The sequence below is a fragment of the Bacillus rhizoplanae genome (genome assembly GCF_917563915.1).
Classification (GTDB): Bacteria; Bacillota; Bacilli; order Bacillales; family Bacillaceae_G; genus Bacillus_A; species Bacillus_A rhizoplanae.
The window spans coordinates 12,601-25,427 of sequence record NZ_CAKJTI010000015.1 but is presented as its reverse complement, the minus strand read 5'-3'; the positions used below and the strand labels follow the sequence as shown (position 1 = coordinate 25,427).

Here is a 12,827-nt window from a genome sequence, read left to right as displayed (position 1 = left end):
AGCATCACTCTGGCATATTAGGAATATTAGGGTTTGGAACATAATCAGATTTATAATCTTCATATTTCACTTCTGTGACCATCCCGGCAGATGCATGATGCAAATCATGACAATGGAACATCCATTCGCCTGGATTATTTGCTACAAATGCTACCTCATATTCTTCTCCTGGTTTCAAGTTTAATGTATCCTTTACAATCGGAGAACCTTCTATTGGTTTTCCATTTTTACTTAATACTTGGAAGAAATGCCCGTGCAAATGCATCGGATGATCATCCATTTTAGAACGATTTACTAATTTTACTTTTACTAAATCGCCTTTTTTCACTTGAATTGGATCAATATTAGGAAATGTTTTTCCGTTAATTGTATATACCATTCCATTGCCATTCATTTCTGTATTCAAATCCATTGTATATGTGGCATTATATTGCTGATCTAATGTGAAGCTTCCTAATTTCTTAGAACCATATTTCGTCATATCTAATGTTGGAAGTTTTTCTTTTTCATTCGCTTTATCTTTCATATCTTTGCTGCCATCATACTCAATAACAGCTTTCATTCCTTTTACACCTTTTCCTTCTCCATGGTCCTCAACATACCATTTCCCAGGATTATTCGCTGTAAACTCGACATCATAACGTTCACCCGGTGCGATTGAAATCACTTCGTCTTTTACAACCTTTGGATCATTTATTGGCTGGCCATCTGTTGCAATTACTTTTATATCATGACCATGAACATGGATATTGTGTGATAAGTAACCAGCATTGATAAATCGAAGTCGAACTTTATCTCCTTTTTTTACTTTCAACGGCTCTATTAAATCCCCGCTTTTCCCATTGATTGTGAATAGATCATACATACTCATATTATGACCTTCCATATTCATATTTCCATGATCCATGCCTTTCATATTACCGGAGTCTTTTTTATCGCCTCCCATGTCCATACCAGAATGATCCATACCGTTCATATCATCATGCTTTTCCATATTTCCATGATCCATACTAGACTTATCACCATCTACTTTTTCTGTTTTCCCTTTTGTCATTTCCTTAATTTGTTTATCAATTTCTTTTTTATCAGTTACCCATTCATCTAACATTAATGTGTAATCTTTATCATACTTTTCATCTGTATCTTCTACAACAAGAGAACCATACAGCCCTCGATCTAGCTGATTAACAGAATCTTGATGTGAATGATACCAATACGTTCCTGGTACGTTTGCTTCAAATTCATACGTAAAACTTTTCCCCGGTTCAATTGCATCTTGTGTTACTCCTGGAATTCCATCCATATTGTTTGGAACAGGATATCCATGCCAATGAATAGATACTGGTACAGATAGTTCATTTTTTAATGTAACCTTAACTTTGTCACCTTTCTTCACACGAATCTCTGGTCCAGGGGACGAGCCATTAAATGTCCATACTGGAACAACAACACCATTACTTAATTTTTGTTTCTCTTCTTTGGCCACTAATGTGACTTCAGGTCCTTTTATCACTTGTAACGGTTTTGTTGCTGTTTCAGCCTGTGTGGTCTTTTTATCGTTCATATTTTTATGATCACTTGCTGTATTTGTAGTTGCAGAACATGCAGCAATTAAAGAAATTGCTACGATTGAAATCCCCGTTAATACCGTTCTCTTCATAAAAAATCCCTCCCCCAATTTGTTCGTAATTATTATATAGAACAATTATCAAGAAATTATGGAGAGACAAAAACGAGAAAACACATAGCGCCCTGCACAATTTCTTCAATATCTTTTAGTAAAATATCTTATATTTAGGTATCATTTAATTAAGGAGGGCCTATATGATTAACATTCTATTAGTAGATGATGAACCGCGTATGTTAGATTTACTTTCATTATATTTAGCCCCTAAGGGGTATCACTGTACAAAAGCAACTTCTGGCAAAGAAGCGATTTCTTTATTAGAAGAAAAAGAATTTCGATTAATTTTACTAGACATTATGATGCCCGAAATGGATGGTTGGGAAACTTGCGTGAGAATTCGTGAGTTCAATAGCGTACCTATCATCATGTTAACAGCTCGTGATGATACACAAGACGTTGTACAAGGATTAAAAAGAGGAGCTGACGATTATATCACGAAACCGTTTCATGAAGAAGAATTATTAGCTCGCATAGAGGCCGTGCTACGCAGAACAAAGCAGCATCATAAAGTAGAATATAAAGGATTGGTGTGGGATGAAGCAAAACATACTGCTTCTGTGCATGGAAATGAACTGTTATTAACCCCAATTGAATTTTCGCTACTCGGTTTATTTTTAAATAATGTAAATTACGTATTTAGTCGTGAGCAACTTATTGAACGTATTTGGGGACATACATCAGAAACAGAGGATCGAACTGTAGATTCGCATATTCGTAACTTGCGCGAAAAATTACGAAAATCTTTATTTCCAATTCATGATCACCTTAAGACTATATATGGAATCGGATATCGCTGGGCAAGTGAAGAGAAAGATATATGATATTACTAAACAACAAGGATCGTGAAGGTTTATGAAACGTATCTCAGTAAAATTTGGATTTTATTTTTTTATTTGTACTTTTCTAATTGAAAGTATATTGTTTCTTCTACTGTATTACAGCTTGGTCAATACGAGAGTTCAGGAAGAAGTAAAATCTCTCCTTACTAGAGGAAATAATCATCGTGATGTACTGGAGAAATACTTCGATGATCAAACTATATCTCACGTGGCTCTCATGGAATCGGAAGCAGAAACTAAGGTTGTCATTACTTCGAAAAATGGAGAAATTCTTGCAAAATCAAGTAATGTAGATCATTCTATGGAAAAACATTTACATACAAAAATGCCTCCTGTTAATAAAAATGGCACAGTTGTGGAAGATCATTGGAAAACATCTAATTATATTTGTACAATTAGTCCCATTCAAGTTGGTAGTGATACGAAAGGATATGTATACATGTTTTTAGGTACTGACTCTATTAAACAAATGATTCAGCGTTTAACATACCAATTTATAGTTATTGGTGCCATTACCTTTATCCTTACTGTTATTACCATGTTCTTATTATCAAAACTTCTTACTAATCCTTTAATTAAAATGAAAAAAGCAACAGAAAAAATGAGTAAAGGGGATTTATCCGTATCTTTAAATATTAATAGAAATGATGAAGTAGGAGAACTAGCGCAGTCTATCCAAAAACTTGCAGATGATTTAAATTATTTAAAAAAGGAACGAGGAGAATTTCTAGCTAGCGTTGCGCACGAACTTCGAACACCATTAACATATGTTAGAGGATACGCTGATATTCTTATTAAAAATCAGATTGCTGCACAAGATCAAAATCATTATTTATCTATTATTAAAGAAGAAGCTGATCATGTAACACGGCTTGTTCAAGATTTATTTGAATTAGCTAAAATGGAAAAACACAATTTTGTTATTAATACAAAGCAGACTAATCTATATGATTTATTAAAAAACATATTAACAAAAATCCAACCAGCTTATACCGATAAAAATATTCGTATTATTTCCTCGTGTCCAGAAGACGTTGTTCTTCTACTCGACGAACAACGTTTTGAACAAGTTATTCTCAATCTGTTAAACAATGCATATTCTCACTCTGACATAAATTCTAAAGTATTTGTTACAGTTACAGAGAACAAGGAAATCGTTAAGATTAGAGTAAAAGATGAAGGAGAAGGTATCCCTGAACAAGATCTATCTCATATTTTCGAGCGGTTTTATAGAGTCGATAAATCCCGAACTCGCGCAACAGGCGGAAGCGGTTTAGGTCTTGCAATTGTAAAAGAAATTATTGAATTACATGGAGGCAATATTTCTGTAGAGAGTGAATTAGGTCATGGGACTATTTTTACTATCTATTTAAAAAAATGAAATATGTTGCTTAAAAATTAACTCGTCAACTATTTGGCGAGTTTTTAATTATAATGAGAATTTTCTTATATATTTCTCATATTTTCATCATTCCCCTTTCATTCCATTCTCACATCTAGGATTTACACTAGGACTTACTAAAGATATAGCGAGGTGATAAAACATTCAGATTTTGACTCTATCAAAAGTAATTCTAGATTCATTTTTTCTTGAAACATAATGAATCATAGATGGAGGTGAACACATGAAAAAGAAAAAGAACAAATGCAAAAAGCTGCGCTGGCTAAAATGGATTTTAATCCTTCCCCTGTTTCTTACTTTACTATTCTTCGGACTACATAGTGTGAAGTCAGAAAAATGGGATCATGAGAAGCATAGAAAAGCTGAATATGCCGTTGCCTCCCATAAAGAAGGACAAGCTTTCTTTACGGAGAAAGGGCGCTTTGCTGACTCTGAAAGACATGCTCATCATGAAAAGCATCATGAAAAAGAGTTTGATGATGTATTCTTTGCACCATTCCTATTAGAACTTGGCTTTGTTCTTTTCGGTTGGTTAATTCTTTGCAAATCTGAAGGAAATATGGCTAAAAAGTGGACAGGAGTGCTACTCCTTGTTATCGGTTTATTCCCGCTCATTCCAATACTTGCACTTGCCGCAGCTATTACTTGGGCGTATAGAAAATTCAAACAGAAAAGAACGATAGCAAATGAGCATATAGATATTCACACATATAATTTTTCAACAATGCAAAAACAAATAGACATTTTAGATCAATGGGAACGTAATATTCGTAAGGAGGAGAACTAAACAATGGGTATCCTAAAACGCATTAAAAATATTGTAATGGCAGATGTACACCAAACGTTGGATAAGCTAGAAAGCCCTATTAGCATGCTGAAGCAATACTTGAGAGAGACAGAAGAACAAATTACAAAAGCACAAAAAGCACTGGCTCACCAATTATATTTAGAAAAGAAATATGAAGCATTAATTTTGGAAGCTGATGCTCTTATCGCAAAAAGAACTCGTCAAGCTGAACTTGCGGTATCTCGCGAGGAAGATAACATGGCTCAGCTAGCTTTACAAGATAAAATCACAAATGAAAAGAAAGCTGCATTATATCGTGAACAGTACGAAATAACAAAGCAACAAACCGCTGCATTATATGAGCAAATTGACAAACTGCAAGAGAAATATCAAGAATTACAATATAAAGAACTTGTTCTTGTTTCCCGATTAAATGCGGCGCAAGCCATAAAAAATAGTAACTCAGCACTTGCTTCTTTCCATACAGAAAATGCAGTGAAAGGCTTTGCACGTGTCGAAACTTACGTGCAAAAACTAGAAGCAGAAGCAGCTGCTAGTAACTATTTTTATCAGTTAAACGCTCCTAATCAAGCACAAATTTTAGACCAAAATCTACAAGAAGAAGTACAACAAGCATTAGCAAAATTAAAAGAAAATAAATAGTTTCTTTTCCTATTAACTATTATGTAATATAAAAAAGCCCTTATGAAATGGGCTTTTTTATATGTAAAATTTTTCGCAAACAAATGAAAGTAGCTGAATTGTTACTCATAAAAAATCGTTTCTGATCCTTATTCCACAAAAACCTCCTTTTCTCAAATTTGTTCACAGATCTTTGTTAGCTTCATTTAGAAAGCTCATTTCATTCACATAGGAATACTGCCGTTTTCTAAAAAGTGTATTAATTTAGTAAAAAGTCATCTATATTTAACACTACCCTTTGTATGTCATCTACTAAAGGAGAATGGCCAGCATTTAGGACTTTATAAGTCAAATCAATGTCATGTTCCTTCATGTCATTAATAATTTCTAATGTCATCGATTCTGATGTCATTAGATCATTTTTTCCCCATAATACAAGTACTGGGGCAATAATATGATTTAATTCTCCCGTACCTTCAATAATCCCATTTGAAACCGAACTAATATTAAATCTATTGGCTGCATCAGCTACATCAATTATATTTTGCTGACGTAGTGCCCCCTCTAAATATTTCTCAAATCTTGCTTTTTCTGGTTTATTAACAGGATATACTAGTTGATTCATAGCTCCTTTAAAGAATTCTTTTTCCCCATTAATTTGTGCATTTAACATTCTATTAATAATAGGATCAGAAGCAATTTCTGCTCTAGAATGAAGTCTTTCACCATTAGAATTATAAGCCGGATACCCACGTGTTGACATAGAAGCCAGTAAAATTAGTTTTTTTACTTTGGAAGGGAAATTAGCTGCAAATTGCATTGCCACTCCACCGCCATTTGACCAACCTATTAAATGAAAAGTTTTTAAATTTAATTCGTCACAGAACAACTTTATATCCATGGCAAAATCATTAAAAGTTTTTATAGGTTTATTATAAGTAGATTTTCCGTAACCACGTAAATCAAGTGCATATATTGTATAATTAAGAGGTAAGTGCTCCATTAGTAAATCCCACTGATCTGAAGATGCTAAATTTCCATGAAGTAAAAGAAGAATATTTTCTCCGCCATCCCTTTTTCTATAAAAAAGTGTCTCTCCATTACTCAATGTAATCTCCATATTCTTCACTCCCCTATTTTCCCTTTAATATATTCTACTTTTTCTACAACTAACCTGCTTTGATAGTTTCTGTAGTCTATTAAGAATAATAAGGAGGAAAATATAAAGACTACATACTACACGTGTAAGTACTACAAAAGGGGAGTATCTAACATAAAATTGAATGAAAGAGTAATAATTATGCATGCGTATTGGATCGAGAGGGTGCTGTAGCTTTGAAATAAAGTTTGATCAAAAATACCTCGCAATCCCAAGTTTTACGATAAATAAAAAGAATCCATTTTGAAAAAAGATTGATCAAAATGGATTCTTCTCTAGCAGATTTAAGTTTGGTTTTTACAAAAAAGTTTGATCCTTTCTACCTATGTTGTTCCACAATCGCGCCCAATTATGGAATAGTAAAAAAGTTAATATATTCCTAAAGCTGAAAAAACAAATAGAAATCTAACAAATAAATAGCTACAATTTCAATACCTATTCCTAAAAAGAATAAGAATATCCTTCTTACTAACATCTTTTTTTTACCGAAAATAGACATCCACAAACAAAATAAACCTAAAAACATTAATAAAATTGAGAATAAAACCATCACCATTTTTACATCCTCATTTCCCATTGTAAAGTTCGAGTCCTAAATAAAATAATAAAAATTAGTTCAACTTTCACTTGGTAAATTACCCCTCTTCTTAACCTATAACTACAGATAGGAACAATCATTTCAAAATTCTGTGATTTTAGCAATCCATAATTCCCGACAATATAGCCCGATAAAGAAAGACGTCTTCTTATTTAAGAATGGCGCCCGATTGTGGAAAATCACCAAGCTTCTATTAGCTGGTTAGTTGAAGAAGAATTTGTTCCACAACTCTTAAGTTATGATACTTAAAAGTTAAATTCACCTCCTACAATCCCTTCAAAGCCGTCAATCTCCATCTTTTGAATTCCCTGACCATTGCTAATCCTAAGCCAAACAACTATACCACCTCTAGCAAAATAATTAACATATCATATTCAGGAAAGGTTAGTTAGCTAATAGCATATGTTTTATTGAAAGGGTGTGATTGAATTATGGATCGGCAGAAATGGGGCGTTGGAGTATTAGTATTCGTTGGCTGCATGTTTCTTGGTGGAGGAGTGGGATCTTTGTTAGGAAGTTCCCAAATTGGATGGCTGATAGGAATGGGTGTTGGATTTCTTGGGATGGCTTTAACGAGACTGATTAGAAAATAATAGAACAGGTGTTCTTATTCCGGTAAATAAGGCAATATGCATTTAAGTAATTACTTACATACTAGCCCTGTAACATGTAGCAATCGTACTCATACAAAGTCACTCTCTAACAGAAAGTGGCTCTTTTTGTTTTCGGCTCTGTTAAATTTCATTGTTGATTTTTAGTCAAATAAAAAGCCGATGTTTTACATAACGGGTTCTCTTTTGGAGTACAAAATTAGAAATCACACAACTTTTGACAACACAAATCACAACATAATAGACCATCAATTGACACAAAGATTCGCTTGAAAGCGGGATTTTTTGCTTACTCAATTTGTAGCTTTGAAATAAAATTTGATCAAAAATACCTCGCAATCCTAAGTTTTACGATAAATAAAAAGAATCCATTTTGAAAAAAGATTGATCAAAATGGATTCTTCTCTAGCAGATTTAAGTTTGGTTTTTATAAAAGAGTTTGATCCTTTCTACCTATGTTGTTTCACAATCGCGCCCGATGCTTGAATAAGCATTTTACTTATTTTAGCTGGAACATGCTTATTTTCTAATTTATACTTCATCTTTACTATTAATATAAGAATGTCTAAAAAACAAAAATAAAGGTAGAGCTAAAGATAATCCAACTGTAAACAGAGATAAAAGACAAATCCATTTTTCTTTAATGTTATACTTTCGTGATTCATTGAACATAAATACCAAGAAAACAACACATGAGATAAAAAAATCAACTGCAAAAAAGGCCGATATCGTGTTAGTAAATAATAATTCTATTAATAAACCTAAATCAAGTCCATTATCCCTGAGGAACTGAATAAAAAAATAATACGGAAAAACAGTACCAATTAGCCCTAAAATTAAATATAATTTTTTCACTGGATAATTTCCCCTTTTTTAACAAAGTTACTATTAGATTACCATAACTAATTCTAAGATCGTGTTAAGTGACAAAAAAGTTGTTTAATTTACAATAAAGTCGCTTAAAAAATAATAAAGTTGTTTAATTCTTATTGGACTAACAGGCAGGTTAGTTGAAGAGTGTTAGTTAACTTGTGTTCAACAATTGGGCCAGATTGTTGAGTATCCCTCTCAAAGAGAGTTAGTTATTTATGTTAAAATATTGCGAGTGAAATCAGGTTCTTAACGATTTTATCAAGTATCAAGCAAAATAATTCAGAAACGAAGAAGGGACAGTACTAACATGGAAAACATATCAAATGTAGATAAATTGGAATCAATAAAATCTTTACAATCGACAATCAGTAAACTCGAAAATGCCTTGTCACAGATGACTCAGAAAGGTGCAAATACTACCTTAGTAAAGAAACGACTCAAAGCTGTTTGCATCGGCTTAGCAATGCTAGAAAACGTTTGGAACCAAAGACCACATCATTACACCCAGGAAGATTTAACAGAAGCTCGCAATGTTCTTATTGGTTTGCTTCCATCAATTGAGAACATTTATGTTAAGTCAAAGGCTGGTAGTCCCCAAAGAACGCTTTTAGAAAGAAGAATAAAAGCGTTGAAACTAGCTATTCAAGTGATTGACAATCTTTCTAATAAATAACTTATCTAACTCAATAGAGTAACGGGTGCTTTAGTTTCAATAAGAGAACTGAATTTTAGATAATTCCGGTTTATCTTTTTTATAAATGGTTCATCTGTGTTTTAAATCAATAGTGTGGTTACTTACAACTATAGTGGGATCGATTTTTTTTGTGTACCTATTAAAAAGGGCTGTCCCATAAGTCAGTGTAACTAACTTACGGGACAGCCCCTTTATATCATAAAAGTACGATTATGCTTTTGACACGTTCTTCTTTGTAATTTTTCTAATTATATAGACGGCTAGTATGACAAGCGCGCCAATCATAATATACTTCACATACGGACCAGACACTTGATTAGCTTGTTCCCATCGGCTTCCTAATACATTACCTAAGTAAATAAAAAGCATACTCCACGGAACAATTGCAACCACTGTGTAAATCGTGAACTTTGTTGCAGACATTTTTGCGATTCCCGCTGGAATAGAAATAGCATGTCTTACTACTGGAACAAATCTTGCAGAAAAAATTACACCTGGTCCATATTTGTGGAACCATCGTTCAGCCATTTCTAAATGTTTAGGACGAATTAACAAATATTTTCCGTATTTTAATAAAAAAGGGCGGCCAGCATAATATCCTAACCAGTATAGGAATAATTGAGCAATTGTACCTCCAATCGTTCCCGCAAGAACAGCCCCCCAAAATGTCATCTGTCCTTGTGATACAAGAAATCCTGCGTACGATAGAACAACTTCACTCGGAATCACCTCAATCATAAGCGCTAGCATGACACCACCATAACCGAGCTTAGCCAAAAACAAAGAAATTGCATGAATTACTGCTTGCATTATCAAAACCTCCAAAAAATTACTGCCTTTGGACATTCTAACAATGAAAACTGAATAAAAGATGAAAACAAGATTAAAATCACATTAGAAATGGGAAATGTTTTACATTTTCAAAATATACACTTGATTTTCTATCTAACTCTTCTTATCAAAGTTGTCATTGTTAATATACATAACCATTTCAAAACACTCTATTTACTCAATCTTTACATAAATACTTAACTTACAAATCCATTATATGCATGAATAAACTAGCACAATTTTTTCCTAATGCAATATAATTTGCACAAAGGAAAAATTTATGTTCAAATAAAAGAAATATAATTTGTGTATTTTGATTTAATAAAATAAATAACTATCATAAAAACAAATTGCATCAAGATAACAAACAAAAGGGGAAACAAACATGACAGAAAATATAAAAGAACGAGAACACCTTCCACCAAATAATAGGACAATGCAATCAGCACAGTTAGCTTTAAGCGGTGAAACAAAAGGACTGAAACGACTATTACCATTTTTGGGACCCGCTTTTATTGCATCTGTAGCTTATATTGACCCAGGTAATTTCGCTACGAATATTGCAGCCGGATCTCAGTACGGTTATTTACTACTTTGGGTCATCCTTGTTTCAAATTTAATGGCTGTATTAATTCAATCCTTGTCAGCTAAATTAGGAATTGCAACCGGAAAAAACCTTCCGGAAGTTGCTCGGGAGCATTTTCCAAAACCTGTTTCTATCGGTTTATGGATACAAGGTGAATTAGTAATTATGGCGACTGATCTCGCTGAATTTATCGGTGCTGCCTTAGGGTTATATTTACTATTTGGCATTCCACTGTTGCCTGCAGCGTTAATTACAGCAGTAGGCTCATTCATTATTCTAGAGTTTCAACGCAGAGGTTTTCGTCCGTTAGAAGCGGTCATTACTGGTATGGTCTTTATTGTCGTTATTGCTTTTGGCGTGCAAGTATTTTATGCAAAGCCAGAACTAAGTCCTCTTCTATCAGGACTTTTCACTCCTAAATTTCAAGGTGTAAATAGTATTTTACTTGCAGCAGGAATTTTAGGTGCAACAGTTATGCCACACGCGATTTATTTACATTCTGCTTTAACACAGCGCCGCGTAGTAGGAACGACAGATGAACAACGAAAAAAGATTTTCCGCTTTGAATTTATCGATATTGTAATTGCAATGATCATTGCCGGAGCAATTAATGCAAGTATGTTAATTGTAGCAGCTGCTCTGTTCTTTAAAAACGGACTACATGTCGAAGATTTAGATGTCGCTTTTCACGGATTTGAACACTTAGTCGGACCTGCAGCAGCAACTCTTTTCGGGATTGGTTTACTAACCGCCGGCTTATCTAGTTCTTCCGTGGGTACGATGTCTGGGGATATTATTATGCAAGGATTCATCCGTATGCATATTCCTTTATATTTGCGACGATTTATTACAATGATTCCGCCGCTTGTTATTATTGCATTAGGTGTGAATCCAACTCACGCCCTCGTAATGAGTCAAGTCGTTTTATCATTTGGAATTGCATTTGCATTAGTTCCGCTCATTGTTTTCACAAGTAAAAAGAGCATTATGGGTGGTTTAGTGAATCACCGACTTACAACAGCTATTGCATGGTTGATTGCCGTATTAATTATCGCCTTAAATATATTCTTGTTGTATCAAACATTTATTGGTTAATAAGAAAGAGAATGTCTTATACAAATCTGAATGCATTGGATTTGTAAGACATTCTCTTTTTATTTTGCTCCAGTATGTACAAGACAAACGCATTTATTAAATCCGTTTTGTATATCAGATTTAATCTAAAAATCAAGTTACATAATATTCAGATATCAACTATACTGGGATAGTATGGAAATTTCTTGTTTTCAGGGGGATATGAATATATGAATGATATTACTTTAGCTATTATATTAGGTATTGTAGAAGGTCTAACTGAATTTGCTCCCGTTTCGTCCACAGGACATTTAATTTTAGTAGGGCATTTACTTGGATTTGAAGGTACGACTCGTGCTAAGACATTTGAAGTTGTGATTCAGCTCGGATCTATTCTTGCAGTAGTCGTTGTCTTTTGGAAACGTCTGCTCAATATCATAGGAATAGGTAATTCTATTAAATCGACAAGTGCTGCAAAGTCGCATCTCAATATGCTGCATGTGTTGATTGGGATTCTTCCTTTTATGATTGGCGGACTTCTATTTCATGACTTTATCAAAAATGTTTTATTTTCGCCAAAGACAGTCGTAATCGGCCTAGTAGCTGGCGGGATTTTAATGATCATTACTGATTTAGTACATAAAAATCGTTCTACAACTTCAAATCTTGATTCAGTTACTTATAAACAAGCTTTATACATGGGATTATTTCAATGTTTTGCTCTTATTCCAGGCTTCTCTAGAATGGGAGCAACTTTATCGGGCGGCTTATTAATTGGAATGAATCATAAAACAGCCTCTGAACTTAGCTTTATTATGGCTGTACCTATCATGTTCGCAGCATCAGGCAAAGATTTATTCGATAGTTGGAGCTATCTCACTGCTAATGATCTCCCTTTATTTATTACGGGATTTTTAACAGCCTTTATCGTGGCATTGATTGCAATTAAATTTTTCCTTTCACTTATTTCAAAAATAAAATTAATTCCGTTCGCAATTTATCGTTTTGTGTTAGCAATTATGTTTTGGGTTTTTATTTTGTAAA

General features: G+C 33.6%; 12 protein-coding genes. 8 read left to right on the top strand and 4 right to left on the bottom strand.

Annotated features, from left to right (window positions below):
* Positions 1 to 4 precede the first annotated feature (4 nt).
* Positions 5 to 1,660: a multicopper oxidase family protein gene (locus tag LRP84_RS14255; protein WP_230575689.1), complete on the bottom strand. Its 1,656-nt coding sequence runs from the start codon at positions 1,658 to 1,660 to the stop codon at positions 5 to 7.
* A 164-nt stretch (positions 1,661 to 1,824) separates the two neighbouring features.
* Here LRP84_RS14255 and LRP84_RS14250 point away from each other — a divergent pair, with 164 nt between their 5' ends.
* The 4 genes from LRP84_RS14250 to LRP84_RS14235 all read left to right on the top strand — a co-directional run bounded on the left by LRP84_RS14250 (position 1,825) and on the right by LRP84_RS14235 (position 5,378).
* Positions 1,825 to 2,508 (top strand): response regulator transcription factor, encoded by a 684-nt coding sequence (locus LRP84_RS14250; RefSeq protein ID WP_230575688.1) that lies wholly within the window; start codon positions 1,825 to 1,827, stop codon positions 2,506 to 2,508.
* Between the two features lie 31 nt (positions 2,509 to 2,539).
* Entirely contained in the window at positions 2,540 to 3,907 is a 1,368-nt protein-coding gene (locus LRP84_RS14245; RefSeq protein WP_230575687.1) for a sensor histidine kinase, read from the top strand.
* 244 nt (positions 3,908 to 4,151) lie between these two features.
* Positions 4,152 to 4,715 carry a hypothetical protein gene (locus LRP84_RS14240; protein WP_230575686.1) on the top strand — a complete coding sequence of 188 codons (564 nt, stop codon included), beginning with the start codon at positions 4,152 to 4,154 and terminating at the stop codon, positions 4,713 to 4,715.
* Positions 4,716 to 4,718: 3 nt separating this feature from the next.
* The gene (locus LRP84_RS14235; protein ID WP_230575685.1) at positions 4,719 to 5,378 is read left to right on the top strand and encodes a PspA/IM30 family protein; all 660 of its coding nucleotides are present in this window, start codon (positions 4,719 to 4,721) and stop codon (positions 5,376 to 5,378) included.
* Positions 5,379 to 5,616: 238 nt separating this feature from the next.
* On the opposite strand, the gene phaZ is transcribed toward LRP84_RS14235, so the two are convergent.
* A complete protein-coding gene (phaZ, locus tag LRP84_RS14230; RefSeq protein ID WP_230575684.1) occupies positions 5,617 to 6,477 on the bottom strand; it encodes an intracellular short-chain-length polyhydroxyalkanoate depolymerase in 861 nt (286 codons plus the stop codon).
* 1,068 nt (positions 6,478 to 7,545) lie between these two features.
* On the opposite strand from phaZ, the gene LRP84_RS14225 reads away from it, so the two are divergent.
* Positions 7,546 to 7,707: a hypothetical protein gene (locus tag LRP84_RS14225; RefSeq protein WP_230575683.1), complete on the top strand. Its 162-nt coding sequence runs from the start codon at positions 7,546 to 7,548 to the stop codon at positions 7,705 to 7,707.
* Between the two features lie 549 nt (positions 7,708 to 8,256).
* Here the strand turns inward: LRP84_RS14225 and LRP84_RS14220 are convergent.
* Complete coding sequence (locus LRP84_RS14220) at positions 8,257 to 8,580, bottom strand: DUF2834 domain-containing protein (RefSeq protein ID WP_230575682.1); 324 nt, start codon at positions 8,578 to 8,580, stop codon at positions 8,257 to 8,259.
* 325 nt (positions 8,581 to 8,905) lie between these two features.
* Between LRP84_RS14220 and LRP84_RS14215 the strand changes: the two genes are divergently transcribed.
* Positions 8,906 to 9,271 (top strand): hypothetical protein, encoded by a 366-nt coding sequence (locus tag LRP84_RS14215; protein ID WP_230575681.1) that lies wholly within the window; start codon positions 8,906 to 8,908, stop codon positions 9,269 to 9,271.
* Between the two features lie 231 nt (positions 9,272 to 9,502).
* On the opposite strand, the gene uptA is transcribed toward LRP84_RS14215, so the two are convergent.
* Positions 9,503 to 10,105 (bottom strand): undecaprenyl phosphate transporter UptA, encoded by a 603-nt coding sequence (gene uptA, locus LRP84_RS14210; RefSeq protein ID WP_230575734.1) that lies wholly within the window; start codon positions 10,103 to 10,105, stop codon positions 9,503 to 9,505.
* Between the two features lie 403 nt (positions 10,106 to 10,508).
* Here uptA and LRP84_RS14205 point away from each other — a divergent pair, with 403 nt between their 5' ends.
* Both LRP84_RS14205 and bacA read left to right on the top strand, forming a co-directional pair.
* A complete protein-coding gene (locus tag LRP84_RS14205; RefSeq protein WP_302850596.1) occupies positions 10,509 to 11,804 on the top strand; it encodes an Nramp family divalent metal transporter in 1,296 nt (431 codons plus the stop codon).
* A gap of 209 nt (positions 11,805 to 12,013) precedes the next feature.
* Positions 12,014 to 12,826 carry an undecaprenyl-diphosphate phosphatase gene (gene bacA, locus LRP84_RS14200; protein WP_230575680.1) on the top strand — a complete coding sequence of 271 codons (813 nt, stop codon included), beginning with the start codon at positions 12,014 to 12,016 and terminating at the stop codon, positions 12,824 to 12,826.
* Position 12,827: the final 1 nt, after the last annotated feature.

Bases quoted from the DNA above. Each gene is read 5' to 3' on its own strand.
- LRP84_RS14255 (WP_230575689.1), bottom strand. From the start codon at position 1,660: ATGAAGAGAACGGTATTAACGGGGATTTCAATCGTAGCAATTTCTTTA.
- LRP84_RS14250 (WP_230575688.1), top strand. From the start codon at position 1,825: ATGATTAACATTCTATTAGTAGATGATGAACCGCGTATGTTAGATTTA.
- LRP84_RS14245 (WP_230575687.1), top strand. From the start codon at position 2,540: ATGAAACGTATCTCAGTAAAATTTGGATTTTATTTTTTTATTTGTACT.
- LRP84_RS14240 (WP_230575686.1), top strand. From the start codon at position 4,152: ATGAAAAAGAAAAAGAACAAATGCAAAAAGCTGCGCTGGCTAAAATGG.
- LRP84_RS14235 (WP_230575685.1), top strand. From the start codon at position 4,719: ATGGGTATCCTAAAACGCATTAAAAATATTGTAATGGCAGATGTACAC.
- phaZ (WP_230575684.1), bottom strand. From the start codon at position 6,477: ATGGAGATTACATTGAGTAATGGAGAGACACTTTTTTATAGAAAAAGG.
- LRP84_RS14225 (WP_230575683.1), top strand. From the start codon at position 7,546: ATGGATCGGCAGAAATGGGGCGTTGGAGTATTAGTATTCGTTGGCTGC.
- LRP84_RS14215 (WP_230575681.1), top strand. From the start codon at position 8,906: ATGGAAAACATATCAAATGTAGATAAATTGGAATCAATAAAATCTTTA.
- LRP84_RS14205 (WP_302850596.1), top strand. From the start codon at position 10,509: ATGACAGAAAATATAAAAGAACGAGAACACCTTCCACCAAATAATAGG.
- bacA (WP_230575680.1), top strand. From the start codon at position 12,014: ATGAATGATATTACTTTAGCTATTATATTAGGTATTGTAGAAGGTCTA.